Origin of the sequence: Empedobacter sp. UBA5528 (assembly GCF_002426075.1) — a bacterium.
GTDB classification, from domain to species: domain Bacteria; phylum Bacteroidota; class Bacteroidia; order Flavobacteriales; family Weeksellaceae; genus Empedobacter; species Empedobacter falsenii_B.
In genome coordinates, this window is record NZ_DINY01000025.1 from 43093 (window position 1) to 63871 (window position 20779).

At 31.7% G+C, this 20779-nt stretch carries 20 protein-coding genes; 9 read left to right on the forward strand and 11 right to left on the reverse strand.

Annotated features, from left to right (window positions below; genetic code table 11):
• Window positions 1-95 precede the first annotated feature (95 nt).
• Window positions 96-1007 carry a GNAT family N-acetyltransferase gene (locus tag B4L98_RS05275; protein WP_286495590.1) on the forward strand — a complete coding sequence of 304 codons (912 nt, stop codon included), beginning with the start codon at window positions 96-98 and terminating at the stop codon, window positions 1005-1007.
• A 295-nt stretch (window positions 1008-1302) separates the two neighbouring features.
• Here B4L98_RS05275 and B4L98_RS05280 read toward each other — a convergent pair whose 3' ends face one another.
• From B4L98_RS05280 to queA, 4 genes are all read right to left on the reverse strand, one after another.
• Window positions 1303-2235, reverse strand: a complete 933-nt coding sequence (locus B4L98_RS05280; protein ID WP_180906365.1) for a polyprenyl synthetase family protein — start codon at window positions 2233-2235, stop codon at window positions 1303-1305.
• A gap of 56 nt (window positions 2236-2291) precedes the next feature.
• Window positions 2292-2498: a hypothetical protein gene (locus tag B4L98_RS05285; protein WP_291077680.1), complete on the reverse strand. Its 207-nt coding sequence runs from the start codon at window positions 2496-2498 to the stop codon at window positions 2292-2294.
• Window positions 2499-3258: 760 nt separating this feature from the next.
• Entirely contained in the window at window positions 3259-4308 is a 1050-nt protein-coding gene (gene rlmN, locus B4L98_RS05290) for a 23S rRNA (adenine(2503)-C(2))-methyltransferase RlmN (protein ID WP_038336309.1), read from the reverse strand.
• Between the two features lie 7 nt (window positions 4309-4315).
• The gene (gene queA / locus B4L98_RS05295) at window positions 4316-5365 is read right to left on the reverse strand and encodes a tRNA preQ1(34) S-adenosylmethionine ribosyltransferase-isomerase QueA (protein ID WP_038336356.1); all 1050 of its coding nucleotides are present in this window, start codon (window positions 5363-5365) and stop codon (window positions 4316-4318) included.
• Between the two features lie 158 nt (window positions 5366-5523).
• On the opposite strand from queA, the gene B4L98_RS05300 reads away from it, so the two are divergent.
• A complete protein-coding gene (locus B4L98_RS05300) occupies window positions 5524-6108 on the forward strand; it encodes a TlpA family protein disulfide reductase (protein WP_181816294.1) in 585 nt (194 codons plus the stop codon).
• Between the two features lie 42 nt (window positions 6109-6150).
• On the opposite strand, the gene B4L98_RS05305 is transcribed toward B4L98_RS05300, so the two are convergent.
• Genes B4L98_RS05305 through B4L98_RS05315 form a run of 3 tightly spaced genes read right to left on the reverse strand, consistent with a single transcriptional unit; the run spans window position 6151 to window position 8470 of the window.
• Window positions 6151-7230 carry a glucosaminidase domain-containing protein gene (locus tag B4L98_RS05305; RefSeq protein ID WP_291077682.1) on the reverse strand — a complete coding sequence of 360 codons (1080 nt, stop codon included), beginning with the start codon at window positions 7228-7230 and terminating at the stop codon, window positions 6151-6153.
• Entirely contained in the window at window positions 7227-8144 is a 918-nt protein-coding gene (locus tag B4L98_RS05310) for a 1-aminocyclopropane-1-carboxylate deaminase/D-cysteine desulfhydrase (protein ID WP_291074536.1), read from the reverse strand. The genes B4L98_RS05305 and B4L98_RS05310 overlap by 4 nt, the downstream gene beginning before the upstream one ends.
• Window positions 8144-8470: a hypothetical protein gene (locus B4L98_RS05315; RefSeq protein WP_291077684.1), complete on the reverse strand. Its 327-nt coding sequence runs from the start codon at window positions 8468-8470 to the stop codon at window positions 8144-8146. The genes B4L98_RS05310 and B4L98_RS05315 overlap by 1 nt, the downstream gene beginning before the upstream one ends.
• 161 nt (window positions 8471-8631) lie before the next feature.
• Here B4L98_RS05315 and B4L98_RS05320 point away from each other — a divergent pair, with 161 nt between their 5' ends.
• Complete coding sequence (locus tag B4L98_RS05320; protein WP_160279602.1) at window positions 8632-8793, forward strand: DUF5522 domain-containing protein; 162 nt, start codon at window positions 8632-8634, stop codon at window positions 8791-8793.
• A 4-nt stretch (window positions 8794-8797) separates the two neighbouring features.
• The gene (locus tag B4L98_RS05325) at window positions 8798-9529 is read left to right on the forward strand and encodes a DUF2911 domain-containing protein (RefSeq protein ID WP_084106931.1); all 732 of its coding nucleotides are present in this window, start codon (window positions 8798-8800) and stop codon (window positions 9527-9529) included.
• 36 nt (window positions 9530-9565) lie between these two features.
• Here the strand turns inward: B4L98_RS05325 and B4L98_RS05330 are convergent, their stop codons facing one another.
• Window positions 9566-10000, reverse strand: a complete 435-nt coding sequence (locus B4L98_RS05330; RefSeq protein ID WP_125350214.1) for a potassium channel family protein — start codon at window positions 9998-10000, stop codon at window positions 9566-9568.
• Window positions 10001-10185: 185 nt separating this feature from the next.
• Between B4L98_RS05330 and B4L98_RS05335 the strand changes: the two genes are divergently transcribed.
• Entirely contained in the window at window positions 10186-11805 is a 1620-nt protein-coding gene (locus B4L98_RS05335; protein ID WP_125350215.1) for a glycoside hydrolase family 10 protein, read from the forward strand.
• A 49-nt stretch (window positions 11806-11854) separates the two neighbouring features.
• Here the strand turns inward: B4L98_RS05335 and B4L98_RS05340 are convergent, their stop codons facing one another.
• The 3 genes from B4L98_RS05340 to tsaD form a co-directional block, all read right to left on the reverse strand.
• Window positions 11855-12208 carry a hypothetical protein gene (locus tag B4L98_RS05340; RefSeq protein WP_038336316.1) on the reverse strand — a complete coding sequence of 118 codons (354 nt, stop codon included), beginning with the start codon at window positions 12206-12208 and terminating at the stop codon, window positions 11855-11857.
• A 171-nt stretch (window positions 12209-12379) separates the two neighbouring features.
• The gene (locus B4L98_RS05345; RefSeq protein ID WP_114999993.1) at window positions 12380-13087 is read right to left on the reverse strand and encodes an RsmE family RNA methyltransferase; all 708 of its coding nucleotides are present in this window, start codon (window positions 13085-13087) and stop codon (window positions 12380-12382) included.
• Window positions 13087-14106: a tRNA (adenosine(37)-N6)-threonylcarbamoyltransferase complex transferase subunit TsaD gene (tsaD, locus tag B4L98_RS05350; RefSeq protein ID WP_280045759.1), complete on the reverse strand. Its 1020-nt coding sequence runs from the start codon at window positions 14104-14106 to the stop codon at window positions 13087-13089. The genes B4L98_RS05345 and tsaD overlap by 1 nt, the downstream gene beginning before the upstream one ends.
• A 63-nt stretch (window positions 14107-14169) precedes the next feature.
• On the opposite strand from tsaD, the gene B4L98_RS05355 reads away from it, so the two are divergent.
• From B4L98_RS05355 to B4L98_RS05370, 4 genes are all read left to right on the forward strand, one after another.
• Window positions 14170-18765 (forward strand): translocation/assembly module TamB domain-containing protein, encoded by a 4596-nt coding sequence (locus B4L98_RS05355; RefSeq protein ID WP_291077688.1) that lies wholly within the window; start codon window positions 14170-14172, stop codon window positions 18763-18765.
• 212 nt (window positions 18766-18977) lie between these two features.
• The gene (locus tag B4L98_RS05360; RefSeq protein WP_038336320.1) at window positions 18978-19448 is read left to right on the forward strand and encodes an Lrp/AsnC family transcriptional regulator; all 471 of its coding nucleotides are present in this window, start codon (window positions 18978-18980) and stop codon (window positions 19446-19448) included.
• Window positions 19449-19481: 33 nt separating this feature from the next.
• Window positions 19482-20183: an NUDIX hydrolase gene (locus tag B4L98_RS05365; protein ID WP_038336322.1), complete on the forward strand. Its 702-nt coding sequence runs from the start codon at window positions 19482-19484 to the stop codon at window positions 20181-20183.
• A gap of 9 nt (window positions 20184-20192) precedes the next feature.
• A complete protein-coding gene (locus B4L98_RS05370; protein WP_219034200.1) occupies window positions 20193-20675 on the forward strand; it encodes a hypothetical protein in 483 nt (160 codons plus the stop codon).
• Window positions 20676-20779: the final 104 nt, after the last annotated feature.

Below are 20779 nucleotides of genomic sequence, written 5' to 3' on the forward strand. Positions count from 1 at the left end.
AATAAATCACTTTTTGTTTTGATATGTTTCATACAAATATAAATGTTTGCGGGCATATTTTTCGTATTTTTGTGAGACATAAAAAATAATAAACAGTGTTTCTAATCATCATATTTAGTTTTCAGTTCTATTTCTTAGCAAAATTTTTCAAAAAGGATAAATTAAAAACGGTTTTATCAGCAGTAGGATTATACATAGCGGGTGAGATTGCTTTTTCTTTTGTATTTGTTTTATTGTTTGCTTCAGGAATTATTGATATCGGTGTTAATTTTAATAGTTCATCTATGGATAATTTGATGGAAAATAGCCTTAAAATGAATAAATTTTTGGCCGAAAATTATGTGTCAATTGCTGTACAAGTCTTTTTATACATTGGTATCGGAATGTTTTATTACAATTCATTAAAGCGTAAATGGACATTGCAAATGTTAGAAGTCGAAATTGATAAACGTAAAGATGAAATTCTACAAAATTTAGAAGTTAATCAAAAAATAAATCCAGTAAAATTGGACGTTTATCCTCATTTTCACACTATTAATGAGAAAAACATTCATTTAGTTCAACCTTTGGCAAATGAGATTTGGAACGAATGTTACAAGGATTTGTTATCACAAGATCAAATCAATTATATGATTGATATGATGTATAATACTGATAAAGTAAACGAAGGAATTGTAAATGGAGATGTTTGGGAAATCCTGAAAATTGATAATGTTCCGTCTGGTTATTTGCATTACAAATTAGATGAAAATAATACTGTTTTCTTATCCAAAATTTACTTGAAAGAGTCTAATCAAACCAAAGGAATTGGACAATTGATGTTGAATAGAGTTGTAGATTATGCGCGAGAAAAAGGAGCAAAAGCTGTTCATTTAACGGTGAATAAACACAATGCGAAAGCAATTCGTTTTTATGAGAAAAATGGTTTCAAGAATATGGAATCAAAAACATTTGACATTGGAAATGGATATATTATGGATGATTATATTTATCAGAAATCCATTTAAAAATAAGGTTTTAATCAAAATATAAAGTCATTACGGTTTGTAATGGCTTTTTTATGTTGTAAACAAAGTGTCTAGAACCAAGCTGACTTAATTCGTAATGTCGTGAGGTTGATTTAGTTTTTAAAGTGATGAGAAGCTGAATTGAATTCAACTTGAAATTCTCCCTTAATTTATTATTGAAAATAGATCTTAATTTATCGAAGTTATATTGAACTTGTTTCAATATCGCATCTAGAGTTTAGAAATGTTAATTCTTAATATAAAACAAAAAGGACTTCAATAAGAAGTCCTTTTGTTATTTTTCTCTTTCGATTACGTATTTCACCATTGTTTCCAATGAATTTCGAAATTCACTTTCGGGAAATTCGTATAGTATATCTAAAGCCTCTTGGCTATATTGTTTCATCATTTTTTGCGTGTACTCAATTCCGCCGTGATCTTTCACATACTGAATAATTTCGCGTACACGTTTTTTGTCATTGTTGTAACGTTTTACCGAATTAATTAACCATTTTTTGTCTTTTTCATTCGCTGTGTTAATTGAATAAATCAACGGTAACGTCATTTTTTGTTCTTTGATGTCAATTCCGACAGGCTTTCCAATTGCATTAGAAGTGGTATAATCAAACAAATCATCTTTGATCTGAAAGGCAATTCCAACCAATTCACCAAAGCGATGCATTTTCTTCGCTACTTCTTCCGAACAACCAACAGAACGCGCACCAGCTTCACAACAAGCTGCGATAAGCGTTGCCGTTTTCATTCGAATAATCTCGAAGTATACATCTTCTGTAATATCAAGTTTTCGCGCTTTTTCGATTTGCAATAATTCACCTTCCGAAATTTCCTGTATCGCAACCGAAACAACTTCAAGTAAATCGAAATCTTTGTTTTTAGTCGAAATAATTAAGGTCTTTGATAAAAAATAATCTCCCACCAAAATAGCTACTTTGTTCTTCCAAATCGCATTAAGTGAAAAGAAACCACGACGCAATGTACTATCATCCACTACATCATCGTGTACCAAAGTTGCGGTGTGAATAAGCTCGATAAAAGAAGCTGCACGATAGGTACGTTCTTGTACTTCGCCATTTAATTTTGCAGTTAAAAATACAAACATCGGACGCATTTGTTTTCCTTTTCTACGCACGATATAATTGGAAATACGGTCAAGAAGCGAAACATTACTCTTCATCGATTCGAAGAATTTCTGTTCAAACAATTTCATTTCCTCCGCGATCGGAGCTTTAATCAAATCTACCGTGTTACCCAAAATTTAGTTTTTTAATTCGTAAAATTATTGATGCAATGTACAACCTGTTTTGCATAGAATCCTTTATAATTAAATTCCTCTCCGCTAAAACAAATTTTGTTTTCGGTTGGCAAAACTGAAATACCTTCCAATTGTCCCAACTGTGTCGTGAAGCCCAAAGGTAAACTTATTTTTTTAACTTGAGAAGTGAAGAATAACTGATTGTTATCTTTTGGCAAATCAAACCAACTGATAAACGTTAACGCTTCTTTTGTGTAGCCTAACAGATAAACTCCTTTGGTAGAACTATTTACATCAGCATCGATATAAGCAGCAGTTACAGCGTAATTTGTAGGAAAAGTTTCTAACTTTTTGGCTGCGNNTGTTTTTTAGAAGAGTCAATAGGAACAACATAATGAGACGTTGACATATTTGACCATTCTTTTGTAAGAATATGCAATTGATTTTGGTAGACAAAAAATGCTTCTGCGTCCCAATTTGTCGTCATATTTTTGAACTGAAAAGTTTCTTGATCTGGATAATAAAATTCTATTTTTTCAGCTTTTAATTGCTGATAAGATTTTGAATAATCGATGTTTGATTTCTGGATAAAATAAATGGCTAAATCTTTTCGTTTGCCCAAATTATTTCCAAAATCAGCAAAATAAATTCGATTATCATCCGAAGACATTTCTTCCCAATCGATATTTGGAGCATTTGTGATGAAAATAGTATTGATAATTTTACCTGTTTTTGCATCAAAACGATACAATTCTGGTTTGGAATCAGAATCGTTTAAACCCCAAAAAGAAGCCACATTTTTATCTTCTTTTTCATATTCTAAAGTCGAAATTTCGTTCAAAGTAGGCGGTAAGTTGATACTTTCCATTTTATAATCATCAATAGAAATTGTATCGATGTTTTCTACTATTTGCGCGAAAGAGAATTTAGTCAGAATCAAAAATAAAAATATGGCTAAATATTTCATTTGATTATGTTTTAATCATTTCCAGTTTTATTGGCTAATTGTCCGCAAGCTGCATCAATATCTTTTCCGCGACTACGACGTACATTTACCACAATATTGTTGGATTCTAAAGCTTTGATATAATTGTTAACTGCTTCTTCTGATGCTTGTTTGTAGATTCCGTCATCAATCGAATTATATTCGATAATATTCACTTTAGAAGGAATTTTTCGACAGAATTTTACCAATGCATCGATATCTTCTTTTTTATCATTAACACCGCCCCAAACAATATATTCGAACGTAATTCGTAAACCTGTTTGTTGGTACCAATATTGAAGACTATCCATTAAATCCGTCAACGGAAATTTAACAGAAAAAGGCATAATCACATTACGAACTTCTTCTCGAGCCGAATGTAAAGATACCGCAAGGTTAACACGTAAATCTTCGTCAGCCAGTTTTTCAATCATTTTAGGAATTCCCGAAGTAGAAACTGTAATTCGTCTTGGAGCCATTCCTAGTCCTTCTGGCAATGTGATTTTTTTGATGGCAGAAATTACTTCGTTATAATTTAACAAAGGTTCTCCCATTCCCATAAATACGATATTGCTTAAAGGACGATTGAAATAACGTTTACTTTCTTCATCGATAATCACAACTTGATCGACGATTTCGGCAGCTGTTAAGTTACGCATACGTTTTAATTGCGCTGTTGCACAAAAAGTACAATCCAAGCTACAACCAACTTGCGAAGAAACGCATGCAGTTGTGCGAGAATCAGTCGGAATTAAAACAGATTCCACAACGTTACCATCATGAAGTTTAACCGCATTCTTGATGGTTCCGTCGTTAGATTTTTGTAGAAGATCAACTTCAACAGGTTGAATTTGGAAAGATTCTCCCAATTGCTCACGTAGAGCTTTTGAGATATTCGTCATGTCATCAAATTGATGCGCATTCTTTTTCCATAACCATTCGTACACTTGTTTTGCGCGGAATGATTTTTCTCCAATCTCTTTGAAATAATCTTCAATCTCAGCTTGTGAAAGCTTTCGTATATCTTTTTTTGTTGTACTCAAACTTGTCTTATAAGATTAACATTGCATCTCCGTAAGAGTAGAATTTGTATCCTTCTTTTACAGCTTCGTTGTATGCTTTCATTGTTAAATCGTGTCCAGCAAACGCAGAAATCATCATGATTAATGTAGATTTTGGTGTGTGGAAGTTTGTAATCATACAATTTGCAATAGAGAAATCGTATGGTGGGTGAATAAATTTGTTCGTCCAACCATCAAATGCATTTAAATGACCATCTGCAGAAACAGAAGATTCGATAGAACGCATAGAAGTTGTACCAATAGCACAAACTTTTTTCTTCTCGTCAATTGCACGATTTACAAGATCAGCAGATTCTTGAGGAATAATAACTTGCTCAGACTCCATTTTGTGTTTAGATAAATCTTCAACCTCTACAGCTTGAAAAGTTCCTAAACCAATGTGTAATGTTAATTCAGCAAAATCAACACCTTTAATTTCTAAACGTTTTAATAAGTGTTTAGAAAAGTGTAAACCAGCTGTTGGTGCAGCAACAGCTCCTTCGTGTTTTGCATAAATTGTTTGGTAACGCTCTGCATCTTCTGGTTCAACATCACGTAAAATATATTTTGGAAGTGGAGTTTCTCCTAATTCTTTCAATTTTGCACGGAATTCTTCGTAAGATCCATCAAATAAGAAACGTAAAGTACGTCCACGAGAAGTTGTATTGTCAACAACCTCTGCAACTAATGTATCATCATTATCGAAGAATAATTTATTTCCGATACGAATTTTACGCGCTGGATCAACCAAAACATCCCATAAACGAGTCTCAGCATCTAATTCTCTTAGCAAGAAAACTTCGATTTGAGCACCAGTTTTCTCTTTGTTACCCATCAAACGAGCAGGGAAAACTTTCGTATTGTTACGAATCATTACATCTCCTTCGTCGAAATACTCGATAAGATCTTTAAATTGTCTATGTTCAATTTCTCCGGTGTCACGGTGAACAACCATTAAGCGAGCTTCGTCTCTGTTTTCAGAAGGGCGATCTGCTAAAAGTTCTTCAGGTAAAGTAAAGTCGAAATCGGAGGTTTTCATTTTCATAATTGTACAATTTTTTGCAAATATACGATGTCAGATACCCCTTTGTCAAGTGAATTGAGGTATTTTATGAAATTGCTAACGTTTAAATGTTTATTTTTGACGAAAGACTTATAGATATTATCAAGTTTTTTAATACTTATTTGAAAAATAAAATGAAAACGAAACTACTATTACTATCAATGTTTTTTACATTTTTTAGTTGTAATAAATCCGAACAAAAAATTGAAGAATCTGCTGAAATAGAAAAGATTGATTCTGTTGCAAAAAAAGAATCACCAGAATCAGAAATTCCGAAAGAATTGATAAAAGCACCAGATTTTTCTTTGGCTGATATCAATGGAAAACGATTTGACTTATCAGATTTCAAAGGAAAATATGTCTACATGGATATTTGGGCAACATGGTGTGGACCTTGCAAAGTTCAAATTCCTTTTATGAAAGAATTGGAAAAACAATTTCATAATGCACCAATTCATTTTGTAAGTGTTTCTTTGGATAAATTAGAAGATAAGCCAATTTGGGAAAAAATGGTGAGAGAAAATCAGATGTCTGGTGTACAGTTATTTGCAGGAAGAGAAGATAACTTTGGCTTTGATTATAAGATAGAATACATTCCGACTTTTATTATTTTAGACAAAGAAGGAAATATTATGATTGATCGCGCGCCTGCACCGATGGATTATCAAACAGGAGGAATCAATCAACAATTGGTTGATATTCTCAAAATGATGAAATAAAAAAAGCTTCCATTTGGAAGCTTTTTTTTATTATTGAGCTCATTATGCTCTAACTTTAGTTTTTAAATTAATTCGTTGTCCAACTTTAGGTTGCGCACCTGGCTCCATACGATTCAGTTTATATAAGCTACTAACTTTTACGCCAAAACGCTGAGAAATCGTGTACATATCATCACCTTCTTGTACTTTGTACGAATAATCAGAACCTTTTGTTTTCTTTTTTCCAAAAAATACAATTTGTCCATCTTTCAACTTAGATCCCATTTGTATTTCATTGAAATTCGCAATATCAGAAGGAACTTTATTATACGTTTTAGAGATTGTCGCTATCGTTTCTCCAGCTTGTGCAACAATATAAGGAATGTTATTCTTGTGATTTTTGATGCGAGTTGTTGGATTTTGAGGACGAGTTTCATAAACAACCGTTTTGTTATTTACAATAGGCTCATTCTTTTCTACAATATTTTCTTTGGGTTGGTAAGAAGCTAAAATAACTTCTTCTTTGATTGATTTAGGCTCATTTTTCATCTGTTTAGAAGAATTATTCGCTAACATCAAATCATCTTGATTGTTATATAATGCGTATAACTTAGCAAAAACTTCTTCAGCTGAAATCTTATCAAATTGATCTAAATTATATTTTTCTATTCGAGAGATTAATTTAAACGCATATTTTGAATCTGTTGCATAACCAGCTTTTTTTAATCCATGAGCCCAAGCTTTAAAATCTGTTGGATCTAAGAAAAATAAAGCTTTGTAATAAGGTCTTAAAGCTAAAAATTTAGAATGATCTCTATAACTTTCTTCAACTGAAGAATATTTTCTAAAACATTCACCTTTCGCATCATCATCGTGATAAATACGAGGTTTATCCAACGACCATTCTTCAGGACCTTTACATTTTATTCCAAAATGATTATTGGCTTGATCGGCTAATTTACTTTGTCCGCCTCCAGTTTCCAATAATCCTTGTGCTAACGTAATACTTGCCGGAACTTTGTAAAGTTGCATTTCTTCAACAGCTAAAATAGCATGTTTTCGAATGTAAGTTATGTCTCTACTTTCTTGTGCTTGCGTCGAAATCGTCAACACTAAGCTAAAAACGTATAACAATTTTTTCATTCTATAATATTTTTGTTCTTCTTCTTTAAAAGTTTGTTCATTCCTTCAATTCCTTGCAATCCGCCTGTATGAACCAAAAGAATTTTAGAATTATCACTAAAATAATGATTTTTAATTAATTTAAAAATACCAAAAACCATTTTTCCAGTGTAAATAGGATCCAATTGAATATGGTTAATTCGCTTGAAATCATTTACAAAAGTAATTAATTCATCCGAAACTTTCCCATATCCGCCAAAATGATAATCATTAAAAATAGTAAAATTGGTTTTATTTGTCAATTTTTCGATTTCATTTTGGATAAAATCTCCCTTTAAACTCGGAAAACCTAAAATTTTTTGATGAGGTTTCGAACTTTCAATCAATCCAGCAATTGTTCCGCAAGTTCCGATTGCCGAAGCAATAAAATCATATTCGAAACAATCATCGTACAGAATTTCTTCGCAACCTTTTATAGCAAAATCATTTGTGCCTCCTTCTGGAATAACGTAAGTATTTGGGTATTTAGTGTTTAAATGATTAATAAATTCTACTTCATCCTTTTTTCGGTATTCTTCCCTCGAAATAAAATGCAATTGCATTCCACATTTTTTTGCAAAACGTAATGTAGGGTTTTCATCGATTTTATCTTTCAATTCTTCTCCACGAATAATGCCAATAGTTTCGAAATGATGAAGTTGACCAGCTGCCGCCGTTGCTGCAATATGATTGGAAAAAGCACCACCAAACGTTATCAATTTTTTGAAACCTTGTTTTTCAGCTTCAATAAAATTATATTTCAGTTTTCGGTATTTATTTCCAGAAATTTCGGGATGAATCAAATCTTCTCTTAATATAGAAAGTTGAATATTTTGAGAAGTTAAATGTTTGATGTCAATGTTCTGAATTTGAGCTTTATAATCGTTCCAAATCATTAGATGTATTTTAGAAAACTATAAAATTTTCGTTTTTTCAAATAATTCAAATTGTGTTCGTTTGCATAAGCTTCACGCTCAAAACTAATATTGCGATAAGCTTTGTGTTGATCGCGATATTGAATTAATCGGATCGCATATTCAATCAAATAAAAAGGATAGAAAAAAACAACCAAAAGTTCGAGTTGCTGAATGATATGAATGGTTTCGTGATTGATTAAAACTTCATCATTTTTCAGTTTTTTATCTCTCAAAAAAATGAAAGGAAAAATGGTAATTCCAATAAAATTCTTTCGGAATAAATGACGCAAAACAACTACAAACATGATTTAGGTAATTCGATTTTATTGCAAAATTAATCAATCTGAAAAGATATTGATTTAAAAAGCGTTAAAAAGCGTAAATTTAGAAGAAGTTTCGCAAATAATTATCATACCAAAATTAATGATAGTTTATAGATAAAAGTTGTAAATTCACAGCGTTAGAAATGAAAAAGTTTGAAGAAGGAGATTATTATTTATCTCCAGAAGGTTTCAGAATATTTACTGAACAATATCTAAAAAAAAGAGGGTATTGTTGTAAAAGTGGATGCAAACATTGTCCGTATGGATACGATAAAAAAACAGATAAAATAAAGAATAAGAAATAATTATATGAAAATAACATCAACAGTTTTAGCTTTGTTAATAGGAAGTTGTGCTTTTGCTCAAATGAAATTTCCCGCGGTAAGTTCTCATGCTGAAGTTGAACAAAAAGTAGGTTTAACAGAATTTGAAGTTGAATATAATCGACCAAATGTAAACGGAAGAAAAGTATTTGGAAAATTGGTACCGAATGGAGAAGTTTGGCGAACTGGTGCGAATGAAAATACGGTCATCAAATTTGATAAACCAATCAAAGTGAATGGACAAGAGTTGGCTGCTGGCGAATATGCGTTGTATAGCATTCCGAATAAAGAGGAGTGGGAGGTAATTTTTTACAAAGACACGAAAAACTGGGGAAATCCGAAAGAGTGGAAGGAGTCGAATATCGCGTTGAAAGTGAAAGCTCCGTCAACAAAATCGATGAACAAGACAGAAACGTTTGAGATTCGTTTTACAAATGTGACGCAAAAATCAGCGAATTTGGTATTAGCTTGGGATAACACAACGGTTGTTTTGGATATTGAAACGAATACAATTAACGAAGTTTTAAAAATGATTGGAGATCAATTGAACGAAAATTCTTCTGCAAGAGATTTTTACAATTCGGCAAACTTCTATTATTCGAATAAATTGGATCGAAATCAAGCGTTGAAATGGGTCAATACAGCTTTAGAAAAAGATGCAAATGCGCCAGATTATTACAAAGAATTGAAAGTTAATTTGGAAAAAAATAAATATTAATTAAAAATCCCTTCAAAAATTTTTGAAGGGATTTTTTTATTGAGTAATATTCTTCTTTAAGATAATTTGTAGGTAAGAAAACATCAACGCAGTTGACCAGCCTACCATCATAATTCCGTTTATAGCTTCTAATCCAGCCATAATTTTCCATTCGCTATCAATCACAACATCACCGTAACCAACGGTTGTAAAAGTGATTAATGAAAAATAGATTGCTTCTTGAAAACTATGTAAATTGTCAATATTTGGATTGAAATAAAAAGTAGCCGCCCAAATTGTACATTGTGCACCGTGCAATAAAGTCAAGAAAGATACTGAAATTGCCATTTGCCAAAGCACTTCACTAAACGTTAATCGTTGTTTTTTGAGATTATATTTATGTAGATATTTTAGCGAATAAACCGTAACAGTTGATTGTAAAATAACATTTACACAAATAATCAATACGCCAAAACATATAATTAGAAACATATTTTTATCAATTATAGATGAGTACAAAAATGTAAAGAATAAAATTTATAGAACACTTTTTGAAGCGAAAAATTTTGTAAATTTAATAGAGAAGGAAAATCTAGATATCCTAAATATTTGATAAAATCTGGATTAATAAAGCTTTATTACTAATTTTGTAACGCTAAAAATACATATTTCAACGAATGAAAATTAATTTTAAATATATTTTGATGTGTTTCGGATTAGCTACAATTGGCTTATCTTCGTGTGCTTCAAATAAAAATTCGAAAAAAATAGTTTATAAAAAAGTAGAATCTAAGCAGCCTATAAAACCTGTCGAATCTACGAAGTCAACCATTGCTACTACGCCAAAAACTGAAATTCCGAACAAGAAAGATGAAGTTTTTACAGTAAAACTACCTGAAGTAAATCGTGAGTTTCGTGCAGCTTGGGTAGCTTCTGTTGCAAATATTAACTGGCCTTCTAAAAAAGATTTGACAACAACGCAACAAAAAGATGAAGCAATAAAGTTGTTGGATATGTTAGAAGCAAACAATTTTAATGCTGTTATTTTTCAGGTTCGCCCAGCGGCAGATGCTTTGTATAAAAGTAATTTCGAACCTTGGTCTTACTTTTTAACTGGAGAAGAAGGTAAGGCGCCTTCGCCATATTATGACCCGTTAGAATTTTGGGTGGAAGAAGCACACAAACGTGGAATTGAGTTGCATGTTTGGTTAAATCCTTACAGAGCGCATCACAGTAGTGGAGGTCCAGTGACAAACGAATCGATGGTGAAAAGATCGCCAAGTAATGTGGTGAGATTGAAAAATGGCATGTATTGGTTTGATCCTGCTGACAAAAAAACGCAAGATCACGTTTCGGAAGTTGTTCGTGATATCGTTTCGCGTTATGATATTGATGGTGTTCATTTTGATGATTATTTCTATCCATATGCATCGTATAATGGTGGTGCAGACTTTCCAGATAATTCAACTTGGAATGTTTACAAGAATAATGGAGGAATGTTGTCGAGAGCAGATTGGCGTCGTCAAAATGTGAATACAATTATTGAGCGTATTTATAAAGAAATCAAAGCAGAAAAACCTTTTGTAAAATTTGGTATTAGTCCTTTTGGAATTTGGAAACCAGGATATCCTGCTGGAATTACAGGTTCTTCGCAATATGATGAATTGTATGCAGATGCAAAATTATGGTTGAACAAAGGTTGGGTTGATTATTTTTCGCCACAATTGTATTGGCCAATTAATTCGACAGGACAAAGTTTTCCGAAATTATTAGAATGGTGGAAATCAGAAAACACACATAATCGTCATCTTTGGCCAGGTTTGAATACTGTAGAAGTGAAAGTTTCGGATAGAACAACTGAGATTACAAATCAGGTAAAAATGGCTGGAGAAATTTTACAAAACAATGTGGGTGTTATTCACTGGAGTATTGCTGGATTAACGAAAAATCCTTCGATGTTGAGTTATCTGAAAGAAGGTCCATACAAAGCTAAAGCTTTGGTGCCAACTATGAATTGGATAAAAGCAGATCGTTTGGTAAAACCAAGTTTGACTGTAAATATGAAAGCGTCAGAAGTTGTGATGAATTGGAATGATTATAAAATGAATTCGAATGTTTCGAAATGGATTTTATATACACGTTACAACAACGATTGGGAAACATCTATTTTGGATAAAACCAAAACAAACCAAACAATTTTGAAACACAAAGATGGTAAAAGTTTAACAGCAGTTGCACTAAAAGCTGTCGATCGTTTAGGAAACGAAAGTGATTACGTTGCTCAAAAAATTAATTAAGAATTGAATTTCTCTCAATATAAATCCTCAACATAAGTTGAGGATTTTTTTATTTTTTTCTCTTTAAAATATAATAAAGCGCATCGTTATCATTTTCTTTTGATGTGTAGGCAAACTGAAATTCATATCCGTTTTCAGACATAAAATTCAACGCATCAATCATCGAATTGAATTTCACTGAAATTCCGCGTTCATCTTTTATTTTCAAACCATTTTTCAGTGAAAAAGATTTGGTTTCTTGTCCAAAATCCAATCGAATATTCATTTTTGTACTCAAACCTCGCCCAGTTCCAATAATCTGTACATAATCAACATTGATATCTTTAATCGGAACATCATTTACAGTTTGCGCAACCGAAAAATTACCGATGAATAATCCCAAAATAAGTGCTAATTTTTTCATAAGTTTTAAATTTTGATAAAGATATTTATTTTCGAATGAAAGAAAAAAGCTGTTTCAAAAGACTAAAATTAGTCATGTCATTTCGACGCATGGAGAAATCTGTAATTTAGATTTCTCATTTCACTACGTTTCATTCGAAATGACATTTTTGAAACAACTTTCTTAATTATATTATTTCAATCCCCAATCAACAGCAAAAACAGCTTGTAAAGCTGCAGTTTCAGTACGGAAACGTTGATGTCCAAGACTAATTCCTGTAAAATTATGATCTTCTGCAGCGAAAATTTCATCTCTCGAAAAATCACCTTCAGGACCAATCATAATCAAAATTTTCTGCGGATTATTTTCCAAAACTGTTCGTAAAGGCGTACGTTCAATATCCGCTTCGCAATGCGCAATACATTTCGTGAAACCTTCAAAATCCTGTTTGATAAATTCATTGAATTTTGTCAAATCATTTACTTTTGGCAAATACGCTTTCAACGATTGTTTGGTTGCAGATTGTACAATTTTTTCAATTCGCTCGATTTTAATATTTTTTCGTTCCGAATGAAAAGTCTGTAAAAAAGTAATTTCGTCAATACCAATTTCAGTTGCTTTTTCTAAGAAAAATTCCAAACGTTCCATTGTTTTTGTTGGTGCAATTGCAACATGTAAATAGTAATTTTTCTGCTCGAAATTTACTTTTAAGTCAACAACTTTTCCTTCAACTGCTTTTTTAGAAATTGATGTAATTTCAACTTCAGCCAAATTTCCTTTTCCATCTGTCACGTGCACCAAATCGCCTTCATTTCCGCGCAAAACTTTCGCAAAATGATGACTTTCTTCTTCGTTCAGGATAGCTGTTTCGTGATGAATTTCTCCAAAAAATAATTTCATTAAATATGGTATTTAGCCACAGATTTCGCTGTGTTTTCTGTAAATAACTCTTGATCAAATTTTAAACTTCCAACCATTGCAATCATCGCTGCATTATCTGTTGTGTATGCAAATTTTGGAATAAAAGTTTTCCAACCAAATTCTGTTTCTCCATCTTTTAATCGTTGACGAATTTCAGAATTTGCCGAAACTCCACCTGCAATCGCAATTTGTTTAATTCCAGTTTCGTCCGAAGCTTTTTTTACTTTTTCCATCAAAATATTAACGATAGAATGTTGAATAGAAGCGCACAAATCGTCAATATTTTCTTCGATAAAGTTTGGATTCGCTTTGACTTCTTTTTGAATAAAATATAAAATTGACGTTTTGAAACCACTAAAACTAAAGTTTAAACCTTCAATTTTTGGTTTTGCAAATTTGAATTTTGTAGGATCTCCAATCTTAGATTTTTTGTCGATAATTGGACCTGCAGGATAAGGTAAATTTAAAATTTTACCCGCTTTATCAAATGCTTCACCAGCTGCATCATCAATCGTTTCACCTAAAATTTCCATCTCAAAATAATTATTGATTTTCACGATTTGAGTATGTCCTCCAGAAACCGTCAAACATAAAAATGGAAAAGTTGGTTTTTCGTCATTGGCATCTTCAATAAAATTTGCCAAAATATGTGCTTGCATATGATTAACTTCAATCAACGGAATATCCAATGATTGACTGAAAGATTTCGCAAAACTTCCGCCAACCAAAAGCGATCCCATCAATCCTGGACCACGCGTATACGCAATTGCTTTAAGTTCTTCTTTGTTAATATTTGCCTGTTTTAGGGCTTGATCTACGACGGGAACAATATTTTGTTGATGTGCTCTCGAAGCTAATTCTGGTACTACGCCACCATATATTTCGTGAATTTTTTGGCTTGCCACAACATTAGAAATAATTTTATTTCCGTCAATAATTGCTGCGCCTGTATCATCACAAGAAGATTCTATGGCTAAAATGTAGTTTTTATCGCTCATAATTCCTTGTAGAATAAAATTTATAACTTATTTTTACCCTGCAAATATCGTAAATTTAAACCATTGAAAATAGTCAGACGAATAGGAAGATTTTTATTGTCGTTGATTATACTCGTTTTAACCCTTGTTTTAACAGTAGCAATCGCAATACAAATCCCTGCGGTACAGACAAAAATAGCTCACTTTGCGTTAGAAAAATTAAATAAATCGCTGAACACACAAATGTATGTGGATTCGGTGGATATTGATTTTTTTGGACGAATATATTTCCATGGCGTTAAGATAAAAGACGATCATAAATATGATTTTATGAAGTCGAAAACCTTGGAAACGACAATTAATCTTTGGACACTTTTGCCAGGAATCAAAAAAGATCATATTGATTTGAGTGAGGTAAAATTGATTGAACCCGAAATTCGTGTGATTACGTACAAAGGCGATTCGATTTCGAATTTTATCAAATTTGTCAATGGTTTTAGTTCTGATAAACCAAAAGATCCGAAAAAGATTTTCAAATTGGATGGAGATTTTATTTTGGAAGATGGTAAAGTTTCAATTGTTAATCAAAATTCTGGAAATGTTTGGTTGGATTCGAAACAACTGAATTTGACGGTTAAGAAATTTCGATTAGTTGATTCTGATATTACGGCTGATTTAGAAAACTTCTGCTTTGTTGCGACAAAAAATAAAGAAACGTATAACGTACAAAATTTCACAGGAAAAGTTCATTATTCGAAAAAAGAAATTCGAGTTGGGAATTTAAATTTACGAACGGATACGTCTGTTTTGAATGGAAATTTGTTGTTGAGTTACGATGAACCTTCGGATATGGGAGAATTTGCTGATAAAGTTCGTTGGGATGTTTTCTTTGATCGAGGTTCTAAAATTAACTTTAAAGAAATTCGTTATTTCACAACTTTATTTGATAAAAATTCTTCGGTTGATTTATATGGAAAAGTAAATGGAACCCTGAATAATTTAACATTTACAGATTTCGAATTGAAAGGAGAAGATAATTATGTTGGTGCTTCTCGTTTACAATTGCAAGATGTTTTGCATGGTTCTTTGTTAAATTTTTCGACAAGAAATGTAAAAATTAATACATCCTATCAAAAAATTGTAAAGTTACTTCCAACCTTTGTTTCTAAGAAAATTCCGAATATGTTGACTCGTTTTGGAAACTTAAATTATCGTGGTGATATTTCATTAAATCCAAATGAAATTCATGCAAATGGTTATGCCGTTTCTGGACTTGGAGATGCTGATATTAAAGCGCAAATCAAGAATTATAAAAATGTAAAAGCCTTAATTTATAAAGGTACTTTAGATGCGAAAAACTTAAATCTTCGTCAATTGACAAATGCAAAAGATTTGGGTTATGTAAGCGGGAAGTTCAGATTTGATGGACGAGGAACAGATCTGAAAAATATCAATTTAGATGTAGACGGAACGCTTCGTTACATCGATTTGATTGGAAAAAGATATCAAAATATTACAGTAGATGGCTTGGTCAAAAATTATCAGTTTAATGGTTTATTTGATATCAAAGATCCTAATCTAAATGCACAATTGAACGGAAAAATTAACTTCAGTGGAAAACCATATGATTTTGATTTTACATCAAACATTCGTCAAGTTAATTTAGATTTTCTTGGAGTTACAAAAAATCTAAATGCAATAGTACGTGGCGATGTTGAAGGGAATTTTAAGCTGACAAATATTAATGATTTTAGGGGAAATATTGATGTCAAAAATCTTTATTTCCGTTCTAAAAAAGATACGTTAGAATTGTCACATGTCATGTTGAATTCTCAAATAGATGGTTCGCATAAAATCATGACATTAGATGTGCCAGATTATATGAAAGCCACTGTTGATGGTAAATTTAATATTACAGAAGTTGCAAATGTTATCAATAATTCGCTTGTAGATTTGGTGCCATCTTTTCGTCATAAAAAAGTTTCGCCAAATCAGGCTTTTTCGTTTGATGTTTATGTGCAAGAAAATTTATTACAATATATCGATCCATCGATTTCTATTGAGCCAGATACACATGTTAAAGGTTATATTGATGGTACGAAAAATCAATTGGAAGCGACATTGGATACTCCAGGTATAAAATATGCAGGAATTCAATTGTTTCAGTCGAATGTTAATCTAAATACAATTGCAGAACTACCAACACTTAATGCGAAAATTGATAGTATGAAAGTGAGTGGAGTTACGATTAATGCGATTAACGTAAATTCGATTCCGAAGAATGATACAATGATTGTCAAAACAGACTTTAATATAGGTCGTAAGAATCCAATTTTATTTAATCTAAATCTTTTTCACACAGTTCAGAATAATAATGATTTGATTTTTGGATTTTCTCCTTCAACAATTCAAATTGATTCGACACAATGGACAATTAATCATTTGAATGATGCAAATTCGAATCGTGTAATTTTTAATCGAATCAATAAATCATTAAAAGTTGAAGATTTATCATTAGAATCAGAAGAACAATATTTAAAAGTAAGTGGTTTATTTAATAACAATGTAGATTACAATTTCAATGCTGATTTTAAAGATTTGCATTTAGAAAAAATCATTCCTAAAACATTATTGAATAACCTAAAAATTGTTGGTATAGCAAACGGTAAAGTAGATATTATTCGTACAAAAGAAAAGTTAGAACCAACGCTTGAAGCTAAAATTGATAAGTTAGGTTTAAATGATTTCGAGCTTGGTAATTTGACTTTACAAGGAGGTTATAATGTAGCGGATAAACAATTTAATTTTGAAACAAGTTTACAGAAAGAGCAAATTCAATCGTTGGTTGCTTATGGTAATATTATTAATAAACCAACAGGTCCTGAAGTCGATGTAGATGCCAATTTTGATGAGTTTCATATCGATTTCTTAGAAGGATTCTTAAAATCTGTTTTCTCTAATATGCGTGGAACGTTATCTGGTGATTTAAAAATTACTGGACCAATTGATTTACCAAATCTTAGCGGAAATATGATTGCAAAAGATCTTGGATTAAAAGTTAATTTCTTAGGAACAGATTATTTATTTGAAGGAGAAAATGAATTACTTGTTTCGAAACAAGGAAAAGGACAAGGGATTATTATGTTGAATGATATTGCGTTCAAAGACACAACTTTCAATACAAAAGGAAAAGTTGATGGAGCAATTCTTTTCCGCAACTTATCTAAATGGGGTCTCAACTTAGATTTTGATACTGATAATTTATTGGTGATGAACACATCTATTAAAGACAATGAATTGTTTTATGGAAAAGTATTTGCGAAAGGAAATGTATCTATGTTTGGTGCGGTAGAGGAATTGGAGATTGCTGGAGATGCGACAGTGGTTGGAAATTCTGAGTTAACGATAAATACAGGAAGTACAACAATTGAGTCAGAAAATAATTTGGTACGTTTTGTTCCTAACCAACATCTAGATGAAAAATCGAAAAATAACGAGCCTCACGCACCAAAAGGAATGTCGATAGATGTCAACATCAATGCGTATCCAAATGCAATGGTGAATTTGATTTTTGATGCAGCTACAAACGATAAAGCGACAGCGCGTGGTACAGCAGAAAATCTTAGATTCTTAATGAATAAAGCAGGATTGAGTATTACGGGTGTATATAATATAGAAAGTGGAACGTATGAGTTTAGACAATTTCCTCTTATTCCGAAAGATTTTAAAATCAAAAAAGGATCTTCGGTACAATTTGCAGGAAATCCGCTCGATGCAACGCTTAATATTACAGCTGAATATCAACGTTCGGTGTCAAATGTTGGGGATTATTTAGGTGTAGGATATTCACAAATTTATGATGCTCTCTTATCAATTAATATTTCCGAAACGTTGAAGAAACCTATTATCGATTTTGGATTAACAATTCCTAATGCAGGTTCGGATATCAATTCGCAGTTACAGTCAAAATTCCGTTCAAATACAGAAGAACAGATGCTTCAGTTTAGTTATATCTTATTGACAGGTAAATTTGGTGATGCTTCGGCTGTTCAGTCTGGTGTAACGAGTACAGCTGCCGATATTGGTTTGTCGACAATTGCAGGCATGTTGTCATCTATTGCAAATAATGTAGATATACAAATGGAGTACGTAGGTGGTAGTGCACAATCAGAGACAAATGATAAAATTAGAACTTCGGTTTCATATCGCGTTAATAATCGTTTAAGTTTACGTGGTTCGTATGGAATTGCGGTTACAAATAATAGAAATGTACAAGAGAACTTCGATGGGAATTTTGATGTTTCTTATGATATCTCGAAATTGAATAATGGATCTTTGGTCTTAAAAGCATTTACAAAACCTACAACTTTCGGTTTATTGCCAGGAATGGAAAACAACTTGAATCAAAGTTTCGGAGTCGGAATTCAATACAACAAAAGTTTCGATACGTTTAGAGGATTTTTAGGTTTAGATGAAAATAAACGAAAAGCAAAAGCTAAAAAAGAAGAGCAACAGCAAGAAAGATTTGATTCGATTGTACTTCCGAAACAGTTTAAAAGTGAGGAAAGAAGAATAGATTCTACTCGTCAAACTACAAAAGATACGGTCAAAGTTACGTATCAAAAAAGTACTCAACCTAAAGTGGAACAAAAACGTCGTGGTTTAGTCAAAATTAAATAAAAAAAAATGAGTTTATTGTGGTTAGACAATAAACTCGCGCAAACAAACAAAAGTGATTAGTTCTTTCTTTTTTGAACTATTATTATAACAAAAGTAAAATATTAAATAAATCATTAAAAAATATTTTGAAGTTTGTTTGTTTTATTTATAATTTTGCTAAAAATTAATTCGATTTTTTATTAAAATAATAATAATAATCAAAAATTAGGAAAATGAATTACATAATTGATGATGTTGATAAGAAAATTTTGATGTATTTGATTGACAATACAAGAATGCCATTTACAGAAATTGCAAAGAAAATGAATGTTTCTGCTGGTACTATTCACGTACGTGTCAAGAAATTAGAGGAGGCTGGAATCATCAAAGGAACTACACTAATTACAGATTATGATAAAATGGGTTATCAGTTTGTTGCGTATGTAGGATTGTTACTTACAAAAACAAACAAAACTCAGAAAGTGATAGATGAATTATATAAAATTCCTAACGTAACAGTGGTTCACGTTGTGTCTGGGAAATATAATATTTTCTGTAAAATTCGTGCAAGAGATACTTCTGATGCGAAAGATGTTATCTACAAAATTGATCAAATTGATGATGTATTGAGAACAGAATCTATGATTTCGTTAGAAGAATCTTTTAACGATAAAAATAGATTGATGCATTCAATTTTTCATTAAAAATAAATTTCAATTTATTAATCATCCCACAAAATGACAGACGAAGAAAAAGAAAAATATTTTCAGGTCGCTCTATGTTCAAGTCTCGTACTTTTCGGGTTTGATGGAGAAGATCTCAAAATATTGGTGTACAAAAAACTAAACGACCCTTTCAAAGGAGCATTGGTTTTGCCAGGAAAATATATTGCGCCAACGGTAAGTAACGATCAAGCAATTCACGAATTGTTGATTGAGAAAATAGCTTACGATGAGCATCAAACATATATTGAACAATTGAAAGCTTTTACAAAAGTTTTTCGTAATCCATTAGGACGTGTTGTAAATGTTGCTTATTACGCTTTGGTTAAATTGACACCTCAAATAGAGGAAAAAGTGAAAACACAAGGTGGAGAATGGTATGCTTACGACCGTGTTCCGGATTTGGCTTTTGATCATAATGAGATTGTAAAATATGCAAAAGAGCGTGTAAAACGTCGTGTGAAGCGTCGTCCAGTAGGGTTCAACTTACTTGGAGATGAGTTTACAATTGCGCAATTGCAAAGTTTGTATGAAAAAGCCTTGAATCGTGAGTTGGATAAACGTAACTTTAGAAAGAAAATCTTTAACTCAAATTTAATTATCGAAACTGGTAATACAACAGATCCTAAACAACATCGTAAAGTATCTAAATTGTATCGTTTTGATGAAGAAAAATACGAAAAATTGAGTTTGAAAGGATATGATTTCTTATTTTAAAATAAAGCTATGACAGATCAAAAAGTAGAACAAAATCAAGAACGTGACGATATTTTTGACACAAAAGTTTTAATGTCGGATAATACCAAAACAAAAGATTTGAAACACGAAGGAAACAAAACATCATTCCTTTTCAAGTCAATGATCTTTATAATGGTTTTCTTGATTTTGAGTATTCTTTATCGTGGTTATCAATTATTGGTGACAAATGATTATTTGTTCCGCCAAATGATGAACGAAGATGCGCCAGAAATGCCAAAATGGTATCCAATTTCGACTCTTGTTTTAGGAGTTATTGCATTGATAGGTATCTTTTTAGTGAAATCTTATAAAAGAATTGGTGTATATATGGTTGTGACATCATTATTTGTGTCAGCAGCAATGCAGCCCGAATTTATGGCAGATGGAACACTTTTTACCATGTTTACATTATTTGTGTTTATAGGTTATGGTTTAGCGATTATCTATCCATATTGGCACAAGTTTAAATAAAAACTTAATAAAGTCTAGAAAAGAGGTTACAATTAGTTGTGACCTCTTTTTTTGATGCTAAATAATTTGTGTTAATATCATTCAATATGAATATTTTAAGCTTA